Source organism: Streptococcus cuniculi, from assembly GCF_001921845.1.
Lineage (GTDB): Bacteria > Bacillota > Bacilli > Lactobacillales > Streptococcaceae > Streptococcus > Streptococcus cuniculi.
In genome coordinates this window covers 52506-75053 of record NZ_MSJM01000006.1, presented here as the reverse complement: position 1 = coordinate 75053, position 22548 = coordinate 52506, and the positions used below count along the sequence as shown (strand labels likewise).

Genomic DNA, 22548 nt, shown 5'->3' with positions numbered 1-22548 from the left:
ACAGCGAAAATATCAGTTTTAGCTCACTTCGTTCGCCACTTGTCTAAATGTGGAGCCTAAAAACTAGAAAATGTGGATATGTGTATCGCTACTTAACACTTAAGAAACGACTAGACATTATCATTCAATCTTTCAGTTTTTGTTGTCTACTCAGTAGGACAAATGAACGACGTCATCAAGCAAAACTGGAAAGTAAAAGAAATGAGGACACCTATGTTACCTTACCCCTTTTCTTATTTTTCAAGCATTGTCAAACCGCAAAAAATGTTTGCCAATCGGCATGCCATGAACCTTTGGCAACGTCTGTTTACAACGGTCTTTCTGATTGCTCTCTTGGTCATTCCCTCGTCTTTGCAGACCGTGCAATTGCGCACTTACCCGCTAGAGAACTTCATCGATGGGATTTATGCCCCTTTAACGGAGCAGATAGTAGCAGACTTGGCGGAGCATCATCAGTTTGCCGATGGACGATTGACCTATACAGGAACGGCCCGCTATCCAGACGTAAGGTTCGGAAAAGAAATGCCTCAAGGGGCTGATTTTACTTATCAATTTGACACTGACAAGCTAACCATTCGTAAGGGCGACACAACCCTTGTTGAACTGCCCTATCACGGTTTTGAAGCAAGTAGCTTTAGGGATAAACAGGCCTTAACCGCTACGATTTCACAGGCTTGGTATCAGCAGAACCGTCTGCCGATTAGCCTGACCATCACCCTCATTTCCGCTCTTCTCTTGGGGGCAAATCTGCTCTTTATTGTCCTTGGAGCGACCTTCTTTCTGTATCTCACGAAAAAATCAACACTCTTTCATCTCCGGTCGGTCAAAGAGTGTTACAATCTAGCCCTCAACTGTCTCGGTTTGCCAACGATTGTGGCTTGCTTTGTCGGTCTATTTGGCCAAACGGTGACAACGGTGATGACCGTGCAAAATATCTTATTTGTTCTGGTCTTACTGTGGGTCTTTTTCACAACAAAATTTCGGGATTATGCTTAGGAGGTTTGTATGCGTGCTACCATAAAAGATGTTGCAAAACTAGCAGGGGTTTCCCCCTCAACTGTCACTCGTGTGATTCAAAACAGCTCTGCTATTAGCCAAAAGACCAAAGATAGTGTCCGCAAGGCCATGGCAGAACTCAACTACCATCCCAATCTCAATGCCCGTAGCCTGGTCAGCAGTTATACCCAGGTCATCGGCCTCGTTTTACCAGATGATTCGGATATTTTCTATCAAAATCCCTTCTTTCCAACTGCTTTGCGAGGGATCTCGCAGGTGGCAGCTGACCACAATTATGCCATTCAAATCAGCACGGGAAAAGATGAAGAACAGCGGCTGGAAGCCATTTCTCAAATGGTCTACGGCAGGCGGGTAGACGGCTTGATTTTCCTCTACTCTAAGCCAGATGATCCGCTGGTGCAACTAGCCATTCAACACAAGTTCCCATTTCTCATTTTGGGAAAGGCCGCATCACCTTTTATCTCACTGGTCGATAATGACAATATTCAGGCAGCCTTTGAAGCGACAAGCTACTTCATCCAAAAAGGGTATCGCAATCTCGCTTTTGTAGCCGGAAATAAAGAACTGGTCGTGTCTCAAGACCGCTATAAGGGCTATAAGAAGGCGCTCAAGGCCTACAATATTCCCCTTGACGACAGCAAGGTCAAATTTAGCTCTGGTTTCCTCTTAGAAGACAGCAGTTATAAACTCATGAAAAAACTCATGAAGCAAGAACCAGATGCCATTGTCACGACCGATACCATGGTGGCAGAAGGTATTCTGCACTACCTCAATGAAATCAACGTACATCTTCCGATTATTTCCTTTGACTCTGTCAAGCCGAAACTTTCAATCGATGCCTACGTAGATGTTCATGCCATCCAACTAGGGCGTGTCGCCTGCGACACTCTCTTGCAAATTATCAATGATAGCAAGGAAGATAAGCAGATTTGCTATCGCCGTGTGATTCCACACACGATTACTGAACTTTAAGAAAGGAGCCATTGGCTCATGGCCTTACGACAATTTAAAGCCTATCTTGATGATGAGGCAACGATTCGCATTCTTCTTGAAAAACGCTTCGATCATCCAGATATGACCTTTCACATTGCCTCAAGCAATGGCGAAGAAGAGCTGGTTATCCACAACCGCACCGAAGAAAATCAGACGGTGACCTATCAGCTCGCTAGCCTTCACCCCCTTCAGCTAACGGGCAATTATACCATTTACGATCAGGATCGAAACAAAACGGAACTAGCCTACGGACAGATTGTCCGCTCAAGCCTCTTTGAGCAGACCTTTACCTACGACGGGCAGGACTTAGGCTCCCACTACAGCCCGACCGAAACCCAGTTCAAACTCTGGGCGCCGATTTCAAAGGCAGTCTTTTTGGTCCTTGACGGTACCCCATACGCTATGAAAAAGCAGGCAAAAGGTGTCTGGCAGGTGGCGGTAGCAGGTGACTTTGACGGATTTAGCTACCACTACCTCCACAAGGTCAATGGAGAATGGCTCTCGGTCCACGACCCCTATGCCCTGTCCTCAAAAACGAATGCAAGCGATAGCTACGTCATCAATCTAGAAAAGCTCGCAACTCCTCGTCGCGCAAGTACACAACTCCCACCCGCACAAGCCATCATCTATGAAATGAGCGTCCGCGATTTCTCTCAACAAGCCGTTGCGAATTTCCAGCACGCCGGGCAATTTCTTGGCTTGATTGAATCACCCCAACTAGAAGAACAGCCCCTCGGCATGGACTACATCAAAGAACTCGGTGTGACCCATATCCAGCTCATGCCTCTCTATGATTTCGGTAGTGTCGACGAGAATTATCCACAGGCTGTGTATAACTGGGGTTATGACCCTGTGCAGTACAATGTCCCTGAAGGTTCTTTTGCCAGCAATCCAGACGATCCTTATACACGGATTAGCGAATTGCAGACTGCTATCCAAGCCTACCATGATGCGGATATTAGCGTGATTATGGACGTTGTCTATAACCATGTCTACCACGCTGAAGAGTACGCCTTTGAGCGCATTGTCCCTGGCTATTTCTATCGTTATCAGGAAAACGGCCTCCGCACAGACGGTACCTTCTGTGGCAATGATGTCGCAAGCGAACGCAGTATGGTCCGCAACTACATCAAGCAATCCCTCCGCCAATGGACCAGCCTCTATGGATTTGATGGCTTCCGCTTTGACCTGATGGGGATTCTTGATGTGGAAACCATGAACCAAATTGAAGCAGAACTTCGTGCCCTCCACGACAATATCTACTTGTACGGTGAGGGCTGGAAGATGGCAACAGGTCTTGAATTTGACCAACTTGCCCACCAATACAATGCTGAAAAACTGCCGACACTAGCCTTTTTCAACGATGACTACCGCGATACCTTTAAGAAAATCCTGCTGAATCCGAAGCGCTTAGTGGACAAACAGCTTCATGAGAAGATTCAACATCTACTAACAGGAAGCCGATTCAGCCACTTCCTCAGTCCAGCCCAGTCTGTCAACTACATTGAGTGCCATGACAATGCGACGGCCTTTGATTATTTCCACATCGAAAACCCTGACTGGACACCGCATCAGCAGAAACGCGCAGCCAGCTTTGGGCTCCAGCTGATTCTGATTTCCCAAGGAATGGCCTTTCTCCACAGTGGACAAGAATTTTTCCGTACCAAGGACGAAATCGACAATACCTACAATATCCCAGACAGTATCAACCGCCTCGATTGGACACGGGCGCTTCGCTACCGTGAGCATGTCCAGTTTATCCGCGAGTTGATTGCCTTCCGTAAGGAACACCCAATCTTGAGCCAGGGTGATTATAGCACGATTCAGGAAACGTGTGATTTCTATTGGCTGACCGAGTATGTCCTACGCTATACCGTCACATCCAATGATGAGAGCATTCAATTCATCATCAACTTCTCAACGAGTGACTTTCACTATGAAAAAGAAACGACCCAGACGGTCCGCTTCAGCTTCCCACCAATGCTAGAAGACAGCAATCAGATTACGATTGCTGGTCAGAGTATGTGTGTTTTGAAAGAGAATTAAAGAAAAAGTTCTAACCAGTTGAGTGTAAACTGGTTAGAACTTTTTTCTTATAGTGAGGGTTCTGTTTCTAGTCAACAACCGTTGCCATCAAGTCCATAATCTTTTTCCCAACTCGCTCAACGTCATTATTGAGACCGCGGAGTTCAAAATTATCAAGGACTGGAAAGCCGAAACGTTCTGCGTATTGCTTGGCTGTTAGGCAATATTGGTTGTTGAAATTACGATTGCCAGATCCGACAACCCCGAGACACTTCTCCACATTCTGTCCATGGGCAATGAAATCTCCCAAAGGAGTTGTCAAAATCTCGACATCCCCATTGTCCACGCCATTGCCACCTTCTAAGTAGGTCGGCAAAAAGGCCACAAAAGGAGCGTCCAGTTCATAAAAAGGAATGTCCTGCTTGACTAAATCCTTGACATGGACCTGCTCCACCTGCAAATCAGACTGAAACTGTAAAAAGGTCGTCAAGCGTTTGACAAAACTCTCGGTATTGCCACTTAGGCTGATATAAACAAGGTATAATTTCTTCATCTCTTCTCCCAACAAAAAAACACAACATATAGAATTTATAAACCATTATATATCTATATGTTGTATTTGTCAATCTAATCCTACACGTCAGAGAGGTTATTCATCCGCCTCGACAAATCGTCCGATAATGTTCACATTATCCGCAACAGAGACGAAGGCCGTCTTGTCTGTTTTCTTCATAATGGCCTTGAAATCATTGAACTCAGCCCGTGTAATAATGGTAATCAGGACGGTCTTTTGTTCGTGATTGTAAGCACCTTCTGCACCATTAATAATGGTCACTCCGCGATGTAATTTCTTTTGAATCATCTTGATGACACGATTGGGATGACTGGTGATAATCATAGCCTGCATACGCTTTTGCTTGACATAGATGACATCCGTCATCTGGCTACACACAAAAAGAGCAATCATCGAGTAGAGGGCGTATTTCCAACCGAAGGTGACACCTGCAGCCAGCATAATCAAGACATTGACAAGGAAAGAAATACTTCCCACTTGTCGACCCGTCTTTTGCCGAATCAAGATGCTGATGATGTCCGTTCCTCCACTAGAGACGTTATTGCGCAGGGCAAAACCAATCCCTGTCCCCAACATGAGACCTCCAAAAATCGCATTGACCAAGGGGTCTGTCGTCAGGGTGATGTGGGGCATGAACTGGATAAAGAAGGAACTAAACGTTACCGTGATAAAGGTGAAAATGGTAAATTTATTTCCAATCTTATACCAGGCGATGATGAGCAAGGGAACGTTCAACCCGTAGTAGACCAGCGCAAGAGGAATTTCAAAGCCCCAGTAGGTCACAGAGACCGCAGATACAATCTGCGCAATCCCTGTCACCCCTGAAGAGTAGACATTTCCCGGCTGGAAAAAGAAATTGACGGCGATACTGGATAAAATCCCGTAGATAATCGAGCCTGATATACGCTCTGCATAGCGCTCTCTTGAGACACTCGAAATCACAGACCAAAAGCGATTGCGTCTCGCCTTTCTCAGAAATTGAATCCGAAGTTTTCTAAAATACCTATTCATTGGTTGTTTGGATATGAAGTGCTAATTCTTCTAATTGGCTATCAGCCACCGTGCTTGGTGCCTGAGTCATCGGGTCGCTCGCCTTGTTGTTCTTAGGAAAGGCAATGACTTCACGAATGTTGTCCTTACCTGCTAGAAGCATGACTAAGCGATCCAAACCAAGCGCAAGGCCACCATGTGGCGGGAAGCCATAGTCCATAGCTTCCAAAAGGAAACCAAACTGCTCGTGAGCCTGTTCGGCGCTAAAGCCAAGAGCTTTAAACATGCGCTCTTGCATCTCTTTTTGGTTGATCCGCAGGCTTCCTCCGCCCAACTCGTAACCATTTAAAACAATGTCGTAGGCAACGGCACGAACACTTGCCAAATCCCCCTCTAAATGATGGGCAGACTCTTCTGTCGGAAGTGTAAATGGATGGTGGGCACTCATGAAACGATTTTCTTCTTCTGACCATTCAAACATCGGCCAATCCACAATCCACAAGAAGTTAAACTTGCTTTCATCAATCAAGCCCTGTTCCTTAGCAAGACGAGTCCGAAGCGCTCCGAGTGTATTGTTGGCTACTTCTAGCTCATCAGCAACAAACAAGACTAAATCATTGTCTGCCAACTGTAAACTTTCTGTCAACTTATCTGCAATAGTTGTCAAGAACTTGGCAATCGGACCAGTCAACTCTCCATTTGCAACTTTGATCCAAGCTAGACCTTTTGCACCGAATTGTTTGGCGTAATCGGTTAATTTATCAATATCTTTACGTGAGTAGTTGTCTGCTGCACCTTTAACGACAATAGCTTTGACAGCCGCTGCTTCTGAAAAGACTTTGAAGTCAACTTCCTTGACAAGTTCTGTCAAGTCTTGCAACAACATCTCAAAACGGGTGTCCGGCTTATCACTACCATAAGCATTCATGGCATGGTCATAACTCATTCGAGGGAAAGGCAAGCTGACTTCGATTCCCTTGGTTTCTTTCATGACACGCGCAAGCAAACCTTCTACCATGTCTTGGATTTCTAACTCAGACAAGAATGAGGTTTCCAAGTCAACTTGTGTAAACTCGGGTTGACGGTCTCCACGCAAGTCTTCATCGCGGAAACATTTCACGATTTGATAGTAGCGGTCAAAACCAGCATTCATCAACAATTGCTTGGTAATCTGCGGACTTTGTGGAAGAGCATAAAAATGTCCCTTGCTGATACGGCTTGGCACCAAGTAATCACGCGCACCTTCTGGTGTCGACTTGGTCAACATCGGTGTCTCAACATCGATAAACTCAAGCTCATCTAGATAATTGCGAATGCTATGTGTCACCGCAGCCCGCAATTTAAAGTTTGCTAACATTTCAGGACGACGCAAGTCCAAGTAACGGTAACGAAGACGCGTATCGTCACTTGCTTCAATGCCATCTTTAATCTCAAACGGTGTTGTTTTAGCTGTATTTAAAATGGTCAAGCTAGACACTTGCAATTCAACTTCACCCGTTGGAAGAGCAGGGTTTGCCTGTTCACGCGCTACGACTTGACCTGTCACTTCAAGGACAAACTCGCTGCGCACCTTTTCAGCTTGTGCCATCACATCACCTGATACCGTCTCAGGATTGATGACCAACTGCATGATTCCTTCGCGATCACGCAAATCAATGAAAATCAAGCCACCCAAGTCACGACGGCGACCAACCCAACCTTTCAAAGTAATTTCTTGACCGATGTGTTCTTTCCGAACACGCCCCGCATACATCGAACGTTTCATATTTTCCTCTCTCCGGATAGCATGGAGTAGCCTAGCTCCCCCACCTATTCTTGGTTTTAAAATCTTTCCGTTTTCATTTAGTAGTAGCAAGATGAGCTACCGATGCCATAAATGAAAACAGAATGACTATACACCTAACTATTCTATCATAAAAGCCAATAATTCGGGAACAATTCGAGTGAATTTTCTCGAAAATCCTTGCTGGATAGAAAAAAGCCAGGCAAGCCTACCCGACCTTGTTCATACTTCCAGTTTAGACAGCTTGATACAGACGCTATCGCTTTCTGCTATGGTAGCGTATTTCCCGCGCTAGTGTAAATCTCGTACCATTCTGGTCGCGTGAGGTTTACTTTTTCTGCTTCTGCAATCTTTGCGAGCCGTTCTGGATTCATTGACCCTACAATGGTCTGAATCTTGGCTGGATGACGCATAATCCACGCAACAATGATTGCTTCACGTGAAACATGGTATTGACTCGCTAAGCGCTCAATAGTCTGATTCAACAGCGCATAGTCTGGATGATCGACAAAAATTCCTCTTTGCAAATCAATCAAAAACGGTGACCAAGCCTGAATAGTGATGTTTTTCAATCTGCAATAATCTAAGACGCTTCCGTCTCGGACTGTTGCAGCCTCTTCTTTCATATTGACATGGAGACCCGCATCAATCAGCGGTGTATGGGCAGGCGAAAACTGCAACTGATTGACCACCAATGGGTCTGCCAAATAGGACTGGAGCAACTCAATCTGGTAGGCATTTTGATTGCTGACACCAAAATAGCGGACCTTACCCGCTTTTTTCAAGTAGGTAAAGGCTTCTGCCACCTCTTCTGGCTCCATGAGGGCATCGGGACGATGCAGGGCTAGGACATCGAGATAATCCGTCTCTAAACGCGATAAAATGCCATCAACAGAAGCTATAATATGCTCTTTTGAAAAATCAAAATAGCCCTTACGGATACCGCACTTGGATTGGAGCATCAAATGCTCACGCCCAATCCCTAAGCCTTTTACAGCTGCCGCAAAACGACGCTCTGACTCACCGCCACCATAAATGTCGGCATGGTCAAAAAAGGTGATACCTTGGTCCAAAGCGGTCTGTACAACTGCCTGCGCTACCTTGTCATCCAAGCTCGCCATACGCATACAACCTAGCGCAATCCGCGATACCTCAAGGCCCGTCTTTCCTAATTCCTGCATGTCTTCTCCTATCAATTAAAACCGTAAATGCTCTTTGCAATCTTGTAAACAGCATTGGAAATCTTCCGCCCTGGATAACCGTATAAGTTGGTCAATTGTCCCAGTAACCCACTGCGCACAATCTTAAAGAGGGCTGGATTCTGTTCTTGAATATATTGCCACAGTTCTTGTTTTTTCAACATGTGTTCAGCTGTTCCCCCTCGATTGAGCAAGGCACAAGAAATAATGGTCGTGATTTCCACATGGTTGAGCAAATAGCTGCGCAAATCAGGCTGCGTAATAGCATCTAAGTCCAAACTATCGACCAAAATGCGATTGACCTTAAGCTGCTGGTCAATCCGCTTAATCATGACGGATTCATTGACCGACTGGTCATTTCGCCCGATAAAGTAACGGTAAAAATCAACCGGCAGATAATACATGGTCTCAACTGCTTGGAGTGGTGTAAAGACGAAAATATTGTCCACATAAAAGGTATGCTCTGGTAAGACCAACCCCACTTCTCTCAATAACTCGGTCCGATAGATGAGTGAGTGCATCATCATATATTGCCCCTTTGAAAAGGCACCGACATCGTCCCAAGTGAACACACGGTCGGTTGGTAGGACATTCTGGTAATTCATGCTTTTTTTCCGAGATTGCCCTTCTTTTTCATAGACGAAATTCGAGATGAAGGCATCGACTGTCTGTCCTTGACTGTCTAAGTTTGCCAAGGTTTCAAGAATTTTGAGATAAGCTCTCGTATCCACCCAGTCGTCACTATCAACCACTTTGAAATAACGCCCCTTAGCTTCTCGAATGCCGGTATTGACCGCGCCACCGTGGCCCTTATTTTCCTGATAAATCGCACGGACATTCGCATACTTAGCTGCCAGCTCTTCTGCGATTTCTTGCGTGCGGTCGCTCGAGCCATCATTGATAATCAATATTTCCACCTGATCGCCACCAACGACCAGTGATCCTACACAGTAATGTAGATATTCTTGCGCATTATAGCTAGGAATTGCAATACTTAATAAGGTCATCTCCTACTCCCTATCAACGAATCATGAGGTTAGGTACTTCGTCCCAACCTCATTTTTAATTATTTTACCATAATTTTAAGAAAGTTGCTTTTGGTAGCCTTGTTTGGCACGGAAGGCCTTCCACAATTGGCCGACACCTTTCATAAAATGACCATTGACAATCACCAAGATTGCTGCCACCATCTGCTGGTCAAGCATGCCACCTGTCATTTTGGCAAGGGCTCTGAATGGCATATTATAGAGGAAGAGCAGGTTGAGGTCTGGTTTGCCTTTTTGCTCTGCTTTTTTCAGTAAATGATGCAAGAGTTTGTAAACAAGACGGGCTAAGCCACTCTTAGCATACTGCATCTTAGACAGCGGATCATTCAGACGGAGTTCTTGGCCTACCTGCCAGGATTCCACAGGTATTGGTCGACCAAGCAGACGGGTAAATTCCTCATCTGTAACCTGTAGCACCTGCCCTGCTTGATAGCTGTCAAGCCCTGTCAACTCTGGTAAGTGTTCCGTCGTGGCTTCTTGTGTGATTTCTGCAACCAGACGAATATCAGAGACGCTAGCGCCTAGATACAGCTGGTAAGTGCCGCCCTCGATTTCAAAAGCATTGGTCACCGTATTGAAATAGCGGAAGGTCTTATCATCAAAGGAAAGGTTCACTTCTGTTGACTGCCCTGCTTCGAGATACACTTTGGCAAAGCCTTTTAATTCTTTTGACGGACGGAAAACACGGGCATCTTCTTTGCCAACATACAACTGCACCACTTCTGCACCCGCACGTTCACCAGTATTGGTCACCGTCATGGAAAGGCCTGTCTCATGAATGCGCAAATCGCCATAGGCAAAGGTCGTATAAGAAAGTCCGTAGCCAAATGGGTATTGGACAGCCGTCTGAGTCGTGTCAAAATAACGATAGCCAACATACAATCCCTCACGGTAGAGAGCATAGTCCCCCTCAGCAGGGAATTCTTTTGACGATGGCACATCTGCTAAAGCAATCGGATAGGTTTCGCTCAATTTCCCGCTTGGGTTAACAAGACCAGTCAGCGCATCCAGCATGGCTCTTGCACCGGCCTCACCTGACAGATAGCCATGCACCACCGCCTTGACATGCTTATCCCAGCTCATGTCCACAACAGAGCCTGCGGATAAAACAACGACAATCTTTTCGTGGATAGCCGCCAGTTTTTCAAGGAGGTGGAGTTGGTTTTTCGGCAGCTGTAGATGTGTACGGTCTAGTCCCTCACTCTCACTGATTTCATCCAAGCCCATGTAATATAAGACCGTATCCGCTTGTTGAGCCAAGGCAAGAGCTTCTGTCACCAAGGCTTCATCAGGCTGGTCAATCCGCTGATAGCCCTGTGCATAGCCGACATAGGTTAGAGGATAGTCCTTCATGGCCTCTAGCGTATTGTCGACCTGCCGTGCATTGATTAAGGAAGAACCTGCACCCTGGTAACGTGGATTTTTAGCAAATTCACCAATGACGGCTACCGTTTTTTCTGCTTGAAGCGGCAGCACCTGATCCTCGTTTTTCAAGAGGACAATGCTTTCTGCGGCTGCCCGTCTAGCTAGTTGATGTTGCTTGTTGACATCGATACTGCGCTTTTCCTGAGCAGCCAAGTCTAAGACGACCTGTAAGAGCTCATCGACACGCTCGTCTAGAACACTTTCAGACAAGCGACCAGACTGCACAGCATCGATCAATTCCTTTTGTCCTACAGTAGTGGTTCCCGGCATTTCAAGATGACTGCCATTTTCAACCCCTAAAACATGGTCATTTGAACCGCCCCAGTCTGACACGACAAAGCCTGTAAAGCCCCACTCATCCCGCAAGATGTCCCGTAACAAGCGTTTGTCTTCGTTGGCATAGATGCCGTTAATTTTGTTGTAGGCAGACATGATGGCCTTCGGATTGCCCTCACGAACGGCGATTTCAAATCCTGTCAGATAGATTTCGCGCAAGGTACGCTCATCCACAATCGAGTCAGAAGCCATGCGGCGGAGTTCCTGACTATTGACCGCAAGGTGTTTTGGCGTTGCTGCTACACCTTGGGATTGCAGACCCCGAATCATGGCCGCCGCCATTTTCCCTGCCTGATATGGGTCTTCAGAGTAATATTCAAAATTGCGTCCACACAAGGGATTGCGCTTGATATTGAGACCAGGACCCAGTACCACATGCACTCCCAGACTGCTCGCTTCAGCTCCTAGTGCTGCCCCCACTTCCTCAACGAGCGCTGGATCCCAGCTATTGGCAAGAGTGGCTGCTGTCGGAAAACAGGTCGCAGGAACAGAAGCATTCAAGCCTAGATGGTCCCCGCTTCCTTCTTGCTTGCGAATCCCATGCGGTCCGTCTGATAAAAAGACGGACGGAATTCCTTTTTCTGGAAAATCCTTGGTTTCCCAGACAGACTTACCCGCCATCAAGGCCGCTTTTTCTTCTAAGGTCAACTGCTCAATAATCGCACGATGTTTCATACATTTCCCACCTATTTCTATTCTACTAAGCCTATCATATCAAAGAATATCAAGGATTAAAACGCTTTCTTCATAAATTGACAAGTTTATGGCATAATCTGTTGAACGGAAAGAGAAATGATATCCGAACATTTCCTTACTCATCAAAAAAAGACCCCTCACTACTGACATAGTGATGGGCCTTAATATTGCTATGAGCAATCTTCCTAGTGCCTATAGTGTAAGCCATCTGGTAAAATTTGTCAAGATTCCTACTTCATAATCACAAATTTCATCATTGGGTAGTTGACAGCGACCTGAACCAGGATATTGACCCAGTTGGCAGCAGTTTGTGCCCAGCCTAGACTCAAGCCCCACGAGGTGAATACTTGGGTCGTATAAGGTGGCAAGACAATCGACAAGATACCTGCCACGATGACGGTTAGGATATACCAATGGAGGGTTTTGGAAATATCATTTTCTGCGCCGAACACTAGTTTTCGCTGGACGATATAGTTGACAACCTGCGCGGCAACATAGGCTAATAGGAACGATAGAAAGCCGTTTAAGCCACCATTGTCCACTGAATAATGGAAGATTAACCAATGAAAATCTTGTCCTGAAAAGGCCGTAAAGAGAAAGTTTGTTGACAACCACAAGACCGCAAAATTCGTTATCGTTGCGATATTGGACAAGACATTAAACTTAATAAATTCCCATAAATCAGGATGTTTGGCAATCCACTCTTTCATAGTTCTCCTTCTAAAAGAGAGGAGGACCACCCGTCCTCACTACTCTTATTTCATTATGCTACTTCTTTTTTCTTTGCAGTTAGCTTCACAAGACCAAGACCGACTAGAGCAATCAAGGCAATGTTTGCTGTTACAAGGACAACCAACCACCATTTTGTTTTTGGTTTGTAAATATCAAATGCAGCTGAATGTGCAATGGTATAAAGGATATTTTTGCTTGCTTGACGAAGGGCTGCAACCCCTTCTTTAGTACCTGTAGAGAGAGCTGTTGGATCATCGCCTACAGGGGTCAACATCAAGTCGCCACCATTGCGAATCGCTTGGTCTGGGCTCATGTAATTCTGACCATCAAAGTCGGTAATCACCATTCCGCGGAAGCCCCACTCATCACGAAGGACGGTATTGAGCAAGTCACCATTTCCGCCAGCCCAAAGGGTACCGATACGGTTGAAGGAAGACATGATAGCTGTTGCGCCACCTTCTTTGACTGGAATTTCAAAGGCTTTGAGGTAGACTTCACGAATGGCTTGTTCATTTGACCAAGTTGCCACACCTTCACGGTTGTCTTCTTGATCGTTAAGGGCAAAGTGTTTGGTAAAGGTGTACACACCATTTTCGAGCGCTTTTTTCACCAAGGCAGAGGCCATTTTACCTGATACGACTGGATCTTCTGAATAGTATTCAAAGTTTCGACCTGAGAATGGTGAACGATGAATATTCACTGCTGGTGCATATAGTCCTACGATACCATGAGCCAAGGCTTCTTTGGCAAAGGCATCTCCCATTTCTTCAGCAAGGTCTGTATTCCAAGTAGATGCCACGACAACCTCAGAATTGTATTGGATTCCTTTGATTCCTTGGAAAATCCCATTGATGCCGGCAGGTCCATCAAGGTCGACCACCGCTGGTTTGTCAACGGATTTGACCGCCACCGTTGCATAACCACCGTGACCAATCAAAGCCGTCATTTCAGCGACTGTCATTTGAGCCACTAATTTGTCCCAACGCTCATCCTCATAGTCTGCCCCTACAAGGTCGACCAGACGAAGGCCATTCTTTTCAGCTTCTACCTTATCCACAGGTGTTTCAGCATCGGCATCGATACGGAAGTTGGTCCGTTCGACTTCTTTTGCAATAGCATCTGTCGCTTCTTTGTCCTTGGTGCGCTCGGTCGGAAGCGTACCTTCCCAATCGTCACGAGTGACATACTTGACGTCACCTACTGCGTATTCAAAGGCATTTGTTACTTCTGCTTTATCGGATGTCCGTTGTTTGCGGACTTCTTTTTGGGCAACCGTATAAGTCTTCGAATCAAGCACATCATGGGCATTGTTCATCAGTTTGATGTCGTAATTTCCAGCATCTAGGACGTAGGCTTTTTCAGTCTTATCATCGTAAGAAGCGAGATCGTCACGGTCAAAGCGAATCGCTAATTCTTCACTCTTACCAGGCTCAAGCACTTCTGTCTTGTCAAATCCAGCAAGGACAACATGAGATTTTTCGATTCCACCAGCTGTATATGGCGCTGTATAGTAAACTTGTGCCACGTCCTTACCAGCAACATCACCTGTATTGGTCACCTTAACGGTCACTTCAATCTCATCACCATCTTCTTTCATGCCAGTGATTTCTTGCTTGAAGTTCGTGTATGATAGACCATAACCGAATGGATACTGAACCGCTTTTTGATACGCTGCTTCATCCATTTGACCTGTCGCATTGTCTACAAAACGAGTTTCATAGTAACGATAGCCGACATAGATACCCTCTTGGTAATTCACGAATTTATAATTAAAAGTTTGTGGCTCTTTAGCACCCCACGGAGTGTTCTCATAAGTGATATTCGTGTAAGAGAAATCTCCAGTATTGTAGTAGGTTGGCGCAGAAGCCATATCATAGGCATAGGTATCCACCAAGCGACCTGACGGATTGACCTCACCTGATAAGATGCGGGCTACACCATCAAGACCCGTTGAGCCTGGCCCACCAATCCAAAGAGCTGCGTCCACTCCCTCATCTTCTAGGAAACCAAGCTCCATTGCATTAGAAGAGTTGACCAAGACTACGACCTTATCAAAGTTTTTCTTGACCGTTTCAAGCATGTCTTTTTCGACATCTTGCAATTCCAAATAATGCTTGTCTTCTTGACCATTTTCATAGTCTTTCATGGATTGTGGGAGGTCTGCTCCCTCACCACCGTTACGTGAAATCACGACAAGAGCTGTATCGGAGAAGGCTTTAGCATTTTTCAACAAGTCTTCAGAATAGGCATCTTGACTTGGTTCATAGATATTATAATCCCCACCATTGAGCGAGAAGATGTTGGTTCCTTCTTTTTTAGGTAAATGCTCTTTGTAAAAATCTGTTAATTCTGCATTGACTGCAAAGCCTGCATTTTCAAGTCCTTGTTGTAAGTTAATATTTTTGGACTCATCTGCCGCACCAGATCCAGATCCACCGTAGGTAACCGCTACAGAAGAAATACCAAACACGTTGACTTTTGAGGATTTTTCAAGCGGCAAGGTCTTGTTTTTATTCTCTAGAAGAACAGTTCCTTCTTCCTGAATCTTTGTAACCAACTGTTTTGAAACAGCTTCTGCATCCTTGATTTTTCCTTCATCTGCATAGGACGGCGCAAAATAGGTGTCAATCACATTTACAAACATATTGACTGCATAGTTAGCACCCACAATCGCGATACTTAGTAGCGATAGCAAGCCCATAGCAATCTTGCTCTTGAGCGTTTTCAATGGTTTATGGTTCACAATGCGATAAATCGCAGCTGCCAGCAAGGCCACAACGGCAATGGCTGCGACAATCAAGGTCGTTTTTGCCATGCTTGTTGCATCCCATGATTGATAGGATTTGGCATATTCGTCAGCGGCTACTGGCATACTCACCAATGTACTCGCTACTGCGAAAGCGAATCCTGTTTTCTTCCAAGTCTTCATAAGACCCTCCTACTATTGCTCGGCTTGAAAGCCTTTTCTTTTGTACACCCCTACTTTACCAAATGACACAAGTTGTGAAAACCCTTTCTTCATAATCTGTCATTTTGGTTGCATAATTTGCATGTTTCTGTTCCATCATCTCTTTTCTAGCTTTTAGTTTTCTCTATTATTCATATTTCATGATTTTTATTGAATAAAAAAGAAAAAAGTGTTACTATTTTTAATATATCGCATTATTTTATAAATAGGAGTTAAAGATGGCCTATAAAGAGTTAAAAATCATCAAATATCAACAATATGATGCACAGGAAGACGAATATCAACGAAGACTAACTAGTTTTGGTGTCATTAAAACGGAAATGTTTCCCTATCTTATGCAGAGGGGCAGTTTTAAAAGTCATCAATATCCCTTATTTGTCGTACCATTGTTAGAACTACAGTTACTATCACAAAAAATACAGGAAAATTCAACAAAAATTAAAGAAATCGCAAACTTACTCCCCCCTGTTGCTCATAATCAATTTTACACCGAACAGCTTTACAAAGCTGTCATCAATACCAACGAAATCGAGGGAATTAAGACCACACGAAAAGATGTTTCAGAAGCCTATCAAGCACTCCAGGAAAGTTCTCCAAAGGATATCCGTCTCCTATCTACCGTGCGCATGTACCACGATATTGCGGACAATCAATTACTCACTATTGACCATCTCTCAGTGATTCGAGATATCTACGATAAACTCACCGAAGGAGAAATCGATGAAGAAAACCAATTAGATGGTGAGTTATTCCGAGACAATATCGTCAGCATTGTTGATCAGCACAGTGGAAAAGTAGAGCACATTGCTCCATCGACTGAAAAACAAATCTATTTAATGCTGACAAGTTGGATTCAATTCATCAATGATGAAACCATTCCCTTCCTAATCAAAGCCACACTAGGACATTTCTTTTTTGAGAATATTCATCCTTTTTACGATGGAAATGGACGGACAGGTCGTTATATCTTGTCACGTTATCTAGCTCGAAAATTAGACATTTTTTCAGGCTTAGTCATCTCGCAAAAGATAAATGAAAATAAAAACAGATACTACAAAGCCTTCTCAACAACTGGAGATATTGATAATCGAGCAGAAGGGACCTTCTTCGTCCAGACCATGCTGGAATTGATTGAAGAAGGACAAAAAGACATTATTAACATACTGAAAGAGAAAAAAGCAATTCTTGATCATTTCTGGCAACGAATGAAAGAAAATCGTGACCTCGCGGAAATCCAAAAACACATCCTCTTTCTCCTGCTACAGTCAACCACCTTTGTCAATCATCCCAAAGAAGGCTTGACAGACCGTGCCATCATTGATATTCTAGCTTCGGATTTTCCTAGAAAAACCATCAAGGATAACATTACAAAATTAAGAGAAAAAGGGATGATTGTTCAAATCTCCCGCAAACCTAGCAGACACCAATTACTCATTACTGATGAATAAAATAACACATGGAAAGGACCCCTATGAAAATCGCGATTGTCGAAGATCAAAAAGTTGAACAAGAAAGATTGACCAAGTATATCAAGGACTACTGCCATAGCATCCAGCGGTCTGTAGAGATCACCTGCTTCAACGACGGCATTGACATCACCAGTGATTATCACCATCGTTTTAATATCATCTACTTGGATGTGGAAATGGAAATCATGGACGGCATGACAACTGCCCAAAAGATTCGTGCTGTGGATAAAGATGTGCTGCTTGTTTTTGTCACCAACCATTCTCAGGTGGCGATTCAGGGCTACGCTGTCGAAGCCATCGACTTTCTCCTCAAACCTCTCAGCAATTTCGTATTTGAAGAACACTTCAAAAAAATGCTTCGGAAGTTGCCAACTCCCGAGGAAGAGCAGCAGTATCTCTATGTCAAAAACAAGGCTTCAACCTTTAAAATCGCCCAAAAAGAGATTTACTATATCGAAAGTGAGGGGCACCAGCTCCATATCCATAGCAAGCAAGAGACCATTACCATCAGCAACACCTTAAAAAACATGGAACAATTGCTGGATAAAAAGAGCTTCTTCCGCTCTAATTCAGGCTACATTGTCAATCTGGCCTATGTGGAAAAGATTGAGGGAAATCTAGCCTATATACAGGGTGAGCCTCTACAAATCAGTCGCCCACGTAAGAAAGATTTCTTGACCGCCCTCACCAACTACATCGGAGATACCCTCTTATGATGACACATTTTCCTGATATTCCACGAGTCTATACAGCGCTATCCGAATCAATTGCCTGTTGTCTGGTCTGTCTTCCGCTCATTCTGACCATGGACTGGCTGCGTAGACTCCGTTCCTTAGCGCTCATCATCGGTCTGCAACTTCTCCTCCAATGGGTAGCTGGACAATTTCCTATTCTCTTGTGGACAGTTGGGATGTTTCTCAATATCTGCTGGATGTTTGCTTCGATTTACCTCCTTGGTGTTCACCAGAAAAAGACAGCCCTTTATTTGACTGCAAAGGCCTTTATTGCAGCAGAGTTAGTCGCTGCTCTCGCATGGCACCTTTACTGCCTCACGATTTATCAACAACCTGTGGATAACTTGTGGACACAAGCAGCCTTCATGTTGGTCATCGCTAGCCTTGCTTTTCTTCTCTTCCATCAGCAAAATAAAAAAATCAACCTAGAAGAGCTCCAACATATCACCGAAAAACGAGTTGTTTGGGTGGCCATTTTCACCTCGCTGATGATCTTTATGTTGAGTAATATCGGCTTTATCTTGTCTGGAACCCTGCAATTTCAGGATTCGACCAGTATCTTTATCCTCCGAACAACGGTGAATTTCTCTGGTCTCTTGCTCCTACTTACTCAGGAATCCCAGCAGTATGATCGCTATCTACGTGAAGAATTAACCGCTATCCACAACATGTTTCAATTGCAGTACAAGCAGTACCAAGCCTACCGAGAAAACAGCGACCTTATCAGTCGCAAAGCCCATGACCTCAAGCATCAGCTCTATATTATCCAGCAAGAAGCTGATAAGCAAAAACAGCAACAATACCTTAAAGAAATGACTGTAGCTATTCAACATTTTGAGGCAAAGATTGAAACGGGCAATCCTGTCCTTGACACCATCTTGACACAAAAAAATCAATACTGTCTCCAAAACGGCATCAATTTTACCTGTATCGTGCAGGGGGAGTTGCTGCATTTCATGGACATCATGGACATCTCTGCCCTCTTTGGAAATGCGATTGACAACGCCATTGAAGCAGTTGAACAAATTCCCAATCCTGAACAACGCTTGATGACCTTGAAGGTTTCCCAGCACAGCCAATTTATCGTCATCCGGCTGGATAATTATGATATTTCAAATCTCGACTTATCCACAGGTCAGTTTCCCAAGACCTCCAAGGCTGACAAAGATTTCCACGGCATCGGCCTGAAAAGCATGGACTTCATTGTCCAAAAATACGGTGGCAACCTGACCCTCAACAAGGAAGATAATTGGGTACAACTGAAAATTTTACTGCCTCTGACAGCCTAAATACAAAAAGCCCGAACGGGCTTTTTGCTTATTTATGGTTCAATACACATCACGAAATGAGGTCAGTTTTTGATGGTTGAAGAGTGCCCCATCATTCTTTCCAGTCCATTTCTAAATAATCCACAGGAATTTCTTTCATTTCATCAATCATCATACCGACATACTCCACCAGCATACTTTGAGGTTCTTGTTTGAGCAAGGTTGCATAGGTTGGGTTGGTATAGACATGGTTTTCAATCCACTCCTCACTCAAGCGCTCGCCTGAAAAGAAGGCTAGATTGAGTGGCGCCATGATTTCAGCTAGTTGGTCTGCAAATTTCCTGTCATAGGCAGCTTCGTCATGTAAGGCGGTATGAACCATTATCTCACTCGCTCGATTGAAAACATCCACCAGATAGCTCTTGTGGTCCGCCAAATCGGGGTTGGCATTCTTTTTCCACAGGTCGACATCAAGCCCTGTCTGTTGATAGATGAGACGATTCTCTTTGAGAGACAAACGACCGATGGTCATTGGATACATGGAAAAAGCACCATTTACCACCTCTGTAAGCGTCGAGTGCTCACCCTTTAGCTGTGCGATATGCTGGGTGTGGATATGGCCTGAAAAAGTCAACAAAATGCCATATTGATCATACAACTCCCGCACATCAACCGCATTGTCAAGTGTAAATCCCCGCGTTGGTGATGCATGTTGATCCAACACATTGTGGTGCATGATGGGAATCACGGCAACACCTGCTGATTGAGCCTCCCCCAATTGCTCTTTAATCCAAGCCAAGGTCTCCTTTTTGAGACGACCATTTGTCGCAGGAGCGCCTTTACCAAGCCCATCCGCATAAATATTACTATCAATCATAAGCAACCACAGATTTTCAAAAGGCTTTGCCATATAGCTAAGAGAAGCCCCATCCCGCTGACTGGCCTGGGCATACCCATAGTCGGCAAATAGGGTCTCAAAATCCTGCCTACTCACCTGATCTGTCCTAACCTGCTCTTCTCCTTTAAAACCACGCGCCCAACCGCTCGCAATATCATGGTTTCCTGGTATAACCAGTACCTCTGTCCCAGATGCTTCCATGGCTTTAAAATGCTCTGCCAAATCTTCCATACTCTTTTTTTCGCCGTTTAAGCTCAAATCCCCGCTGACAATCAGGAGTTTGGGCTTTTCTTTTTGGACTTGAGCCACCAAGGCCTCCATCCTCTCCTTGCTATAGCGGATATCTTTCCCCGCTGCGGTATTTTGAATATAGGAAAATGCTTTACCATTATCATGGAGACTAGGAGAAAGATAGTGAATATCGGTTATCAGCCAAATGTCCTGCGCATCTGTCCATTTTTCTGCCCGATAGCCAACCTTTACGGACGGCTTAACAAACAATGGAACCAACAGACCAATCCCTAGACAAATCAGATACAGCCAGTAGCGCTTCTTCATACAAGCCCTCCTTTTCTTTTCCTATTATATCATCTTCTACTTTAAAAGAGGACACAGGTGCAACTTTCAAGAATCATAGCAACAGCACTCCCTTAACCACCTTGTATCATCAAAAAGAAGAGGCTGAGAACTTATCTCAACCTCATGACGGATTATTTTTTCACGAATTGTGCAGATTGTTCACCCGCTTGGCGACCGAATACGATGATATCTGCAACGGCATTTCCACCGATACGGTTCTTACCGTGAACACCACCAGTGACCTCACCAGCTGCGTAAAGTCCTGGAATCGCTTGACCTTCTTTGTTCAAGACTTCGGTGTTGGTATTGATTTTCAGACCACCCATTGTGTGGTGTACCCCTGGTGCAATCTTAATTGCATAGTAAGGAGCAGTGTCTAAGGCATGATCCATACCGCTTGAACGGCCAAAGGCTGCATCGCTTTTATCTGCAACAGCTTTGTTCCATGTTTCCAAGGTTGTTTGCAAGGCATCTTCTGGAACATCAATTGCTTTTGCAAGATCCGCAACTGTTTCCCCTGATTTTACAAGGCCTTTTTTCTCATATTGAGCGATTGCTTTGACGCGATCTTTCAAGGCTGAATCAAAGACTACGTAAGCGTAGTTTGGCTCTAAACCATTGATGGCTGCTGAAACTTTATCACGAGTTTCCAATTCATTGAAGAAACGCTCTCCTTTTGAGTTGACCAAGATAGCACCTTCTCCACGAATCGCTTCTGTAATCAAGTATGATTTTTCTTGCTCTACAGTTGGGTGAATTTGGATTTGTTCCATGTCGACTGTTGCTGCACCTTTTGCTTCTGCAAGGGCAATACCATCACCTGTTGATCCTGCTTGGTTGGTTGTAACATAACCTTTTAATTTTGGATTCAACTGCGCAACTTTGTCTAAGTCAGCACCGAAACCACCAGTCGCAATGACAACTGCTTTTGCTGCAACTTTCTTGGTTTTGCCGTCAATCTTGACTTCAACACCTGAAATCTTACCGTCTTTTTCTTCAAGATTAGTCACATCAGCATTGACAAACATTGGAATTTCACGTTCTGCCAAGTTGTGGTAAAGACCTGTTACAAGGTAACCACCTACTGCTGATCCGTCTGCTGGACGGTGAGTACGTTTTTCACTCATACCACCAGTTGTGGTGATGTTGCTAAGCGTAATGCCCATGCTATCCAACCAGTCAATAGCAGATGCAGAGTTGTCTACCAAGTAGCGAAGCAATTCTGGATCATTTGTTCCGCCACCACCTTTAAGGGTTTCTTCGTAGAATTTATCGTTTGAATCTTTGATTCCTTCTTTATCTTGGAATTTGGTTTGAGAAGCATTCATACCCGCAGAAGACTTGGCCGTATTTCCACCAACTTCTCCCATTTTCTCAAGCACCGCTACGCTTGCTCCTGCATCATGAGCAGAAACTGCCGCAGCCATACCTGCACCACCTGAACCGATAACAAGGACATCATAGCTATCTTTCAATTCAGCTGGATCTGTGTAGACCTTCTCTGACGCTCCTGAAACAGCCTCTTCTTTTGAAGAGGAAGCAGGAGTTGACGATTCTGCTGTATTACTTGCCTTGCTTCCACAGGCAATCAAGAAAACAGCAGCAAGTAAACTAAGTAAGGCACCCAGCCAAACTTTCTTCTTCATAATAAACCTTCTCCTTTTCTTTTGGTTACTGTCCTATTTTACCCTATTTAGTAATCGGTTGCAACCATTTTTGTAATTTTTTTCACAAAGAATCTCCTCCATACGTTCAGATGAATTTCGCAGGTATGTAAAAAAGGGAAAGGAACTCGGACCAATCAAAAAGGGAGACT

The 22548-nt window shown here is 44.6% G+C and carries 15 protein-coding genes and 1 pseudogene; 6 read left to right on the top strand and 10 right to left on the bottom strand.

Annotation, left to right across the window (positions count from 1 at the left end; translation table 11 throughout):
- Positions 1–213: 213 nt before the first annotated feature.
- From BU202_RS07340 to pulA, 3 genes are read left to right on the top strand one after another with little or no spacing between them, the layout of a single operon-like run.
- Entirely contained in the window at positions 214–996 is a 783-nt protein-coding gene (locus tag BU202_RS07340) for a DUF1189 family protein (RefSeq protein WP_075105144.1), read from the top strand.
- Positions 997–1005: 9 nt separating this feature from the next.
- Positions 1006–1989 carry a LacI family DNA-binding transcriptional regulator gene (locus BU202_RS07335; protein WP_075105143.1) on the top strand — a complete coding sequence of 328 codons (984 nt, stop codon included), beginning with the start codon at positions 1006–1008 and terminating at the stop codon, positions 1987–1989.
- 18 nt (positions 1990–2007) lie between these two features.
- Positions 2008–4056 carry a type I pullulanase gene (pulA, locus tag BU202_RS07330; RefSeq protein ID WP_075105142.1) on the top strand — a complete coding sequence of 683 codons (2049 nt, stop codon included), beginning with the start codon at positions 2008–2010 and terminating at the stop codon, positions 4054–4056.
- A gap of 67 nt (positions 4057–4123) precedes the next feature.
- On the opposite strand, the gene nrdI is transcribed toward pulA, so the two are convergent.
- The 8 genes and pseudogenes from nrdI to BU202_RS07290 all read right to left on the bottom strand — a co-directional run bounded on the left by nrdI (position 4124) and on the right by BU202_RS07290 (position 15745).
- Complete coding sequence (gene nrdI / locus BU202_RS07325) at positions 4124–4588, bottom strand: class Ib ribonucleoside-diphosphate reductase assembly flavoprotein NrdI (RefSeq protein ID WP_075105141.1); 465 nt, start codon at positions 4586–4588, stop codon at positions 4124–4126.
- 96 nt (positions 4589–4684) lie between these two features.
- Positions 4685–5551 (bottom strand): annotated as a pseudogene (locus BU202_RS07320) (YitT family protein); the annotation flags it as partial.
- A gap of 61 nt (positions 5552–5612) precedes the next feature.
- Positions 5613–7364 carry an aspartate--tRNA ligase gene (gene aspS / locus BU202_RS07315; RefSeq protein WP_075105139.1) on the bottom strand — a complete coding sequence of 584 codons (1752 nt, stop codon included), beginning with the start codon at positions 7362–7364 and terminating at the stop codon, positions 5613–5615.
- A gap of 287 nt (positions 7365–7651) precedes the next feature.
- Entirely contained in the window at positions 7652–8563 is a 912-nt protein-coding gene (locus tag BU202_RS07310; RefSeq protein WP_075105138.1) for an aldo/keto reductase, read from the bottom strand.
- Between the two features lie 11 nt (positions 8564–8574).
- Entirely contained in the window at positions 8575–9588 is a 1014-nt protein-coding gene (locus BU202_RS07305) for a glycosyltransferase family 2 protein (protein ID WP_075105137.1), read from the bottom strand.
- 75 nt (positions 9589–9663) lie between these two features.
- Positions 9664–12063, bottom strand: a complete 2400-nt coding sequence (locus BU202_RS07300; RefSeq protein WP_075105136.1) for a glycoside hydrolase family 3 C-terminal domain-containing protein — start codon at positions 12061–12063, stop codon at positions 9664–9666.
- A gap of 251 nt (positions 12064–12314) precedes the next feature.
- A complete protein-coding gene (locus tag BU202_RS07295; RefSeq protein ID WP_075105135.1) occupies positions 12315–12794 on the bottom strand; it encodes a GtrA family protein in 480 nt (159 codons plus the stop codon).
- A gap of 53 nt (positions 12795–12847) precedes the next feature.
- On the bottom strand, positions 12848–15745 hold the full coding sequence (locus BU202_RS07290; protein WP_075105134.1) for a glycoside hydrolase family 3 protein: 2898 nt from the start codon (positions 15743–15745) through the stop codon (positions 12848–12850).
- A gap of 257 nt (positions 15746–16002) precedes the next feature.
- On the opposite strand from BU202_RS07290, the gene BU202_RS07285 reads away from it, so the two are divergent.
- The 3 genes from BU202_RS07285 to BU202_RS07275 are packed head-to-tail and all read left to right on the top strand — an operon-like array spanning position 16003 to position 19276.
- Positions 16003–17232 (top strand): Fic family protein, encoded by a 1230-nt coding sequence (locus tag BU202_RS07285; protein WP_075105133.1) that lies wholly within the window; start codon positions 16003–16005, stop codon positions 17230–17232.
- Positions 17233–17255: 23 nt separating this feature from the next.
- Positions 17256–17969: a LytR/AlgR family response regulator transcription factor gene (locus tag BU202_RS07280; protein ID WP_075105132.1), complete on the top strand. Its 714-nt coding sequence runs from the start codon at positions 17256–17258 to the stop codon at positions 17967–17969.
- A complete protein-coding gene (locus tag BU202_RS07275) occupies positions 17966–19276 on the top strand; it encodes an ATP-binding protein (protein WP_244149034.1) in 1311 nt (436 codons plus the stop codon). The genes BU202_RS07280 and BU202_RS07275 overlap by 4 nt, the downstream gene beginning before the upstream one ends.
- A 91-nt stretch (positions 19277–19367) precedes the next feature.
- On the opposite strand, the gene BU202_RS07270 is transcribed toward BU202_RS07275, so the two are convergent.
- Together BU202_RS07270 and BU202_RS07265 are read right to left on the bottom strand one after the other, a co-directional pair.
- Positions 19368–20711: a metallophosphoesterase gene (locus tag BU202_RS07270; protein ID WP_075105131.1), complete on the bottom strand. Its 1344-nt coding sequence runs from the start codon at positions 20709–20711 to the stop codon at positions 19368–19370.
- 152 nt (positions 20712–20863) lie between these two features.
- Complete coding sequence (locus tag BU202_RS07265; protein ID WP_075105130.1) at positions 20864–22378, bottom strand: flavocytochrome c; 1515 nt, start codon at positions 22376–22378, stop codon at positions 20864–20866.
- Positions 22379–22548 lie beyond the last annotated feature (170 nt).

Excerpts from the sequence above, each read along its gene's own strand:
- BU202_RS07275 (WP_244149034.1), top strand. The coding sequence starts at position 17,966 with ATGATGACACATTTTCCTGATATTCCACGAGTCTATACAGCGCTATCC.
- BU202_RS07270 (WP_075105131.1), bottom strand. The coding sequence starts at position 20,711 with ATGAAGAAGCGCTACTGGCTGTATCTGATTTGTCTAGGGATTGGTCTG.
- BU202_RS07310 (WP_075105138.1), bottom strand. The coding sequence starts at position 8,563 with ATGCAGGAATTAGGAAAGACGGGCCTTGAGGTATCGCGGATTGCGCTA.
- aspS (WP_075105139.1), bottom strand. The coding sequence starts at position 7,364 with ATGAAACGTTCGATGTATGCGGGGCGTGTTCGGAAAGAACACATCGGT.
- BU202_RS07305 (WP_075105137.1), bottom strand. The coding sequence starts at position 9,588 with ATGACCTTATTAAGTATTGCAATTCCTAGCTATAATGCGCAAGAATAT.
- BU202_RS07280 (WP_075105132.1), top strand. The coding sequence starts at position 17,256 with ATGAAAATCGCGATTGTCGAAGATCAAAAAGTTGAACAAGAAAGATTG.
- BU202_RS07285 (WP_075105133.1), top strand. The coding sequence starts at position 16,003 with ATGGCCTATAAAGAGTTAAAAATCATCAAATATCAACAATATGATGCA.
- BU202_RS07265 (WP_075105130.1), bottom strand. The coding sequence starts at position 22,378 with ATGAAGAAGAAAGTTTGGCTGGGTGCCTTACTTAGTTTACTTGCTGCT.
- BU202_RS07340 (WP_075105144.1), top strand. The coding sequence starts at position 214 with ATGTTACCTTACCCCTTTTCTTATTTTTCAAGCATTGTCAAACCGCAA.
- BU202_RS07335 (WP_075105143.1), top strand. The coding sequence starts at position 1,006 with ATGCGTGCTACCATAAAAGATGTTGCAAAACTAGCAGGGGTTTCCCCC.
- BU202_RS07295 (WP_075105135.1), bottom strand. The coding sequence starts at position 12,794 with ATGAAAGAGTGGATTGCCAAACATCCTGATTTATGGGAATTTATTAAG.
- nrdI (WP_075105141.1), bottom strand. The coding sequence starts at position 4,588 with ATGAAGAAATTATACCTTGTTTATATCAGCCTAAGTGGCAATACCGAG.
- pulA (WP_075105142.1), top strand. The coding sequence starts at position 2,008 with ATGGCCTTACGACAATTTAAAGCCTATCTTGATGATGAGGCAACGATT.
- BU202_RS07300 (WP_075105136.1), bottom strand. The coding sequence starts at position 12,063 with ATGAAACATCGTGCGATTATTGAGCAGTTGACCTTAGAAGAAAAAGCG.
- BU202_RS07290 (WP_075105134.1), bottom strand. The coding sequence starts at position 15,745 with ATGAAGACTTGGAAGAAAACAGGATTCGCTTTCGCAGTAGCGAGTACA.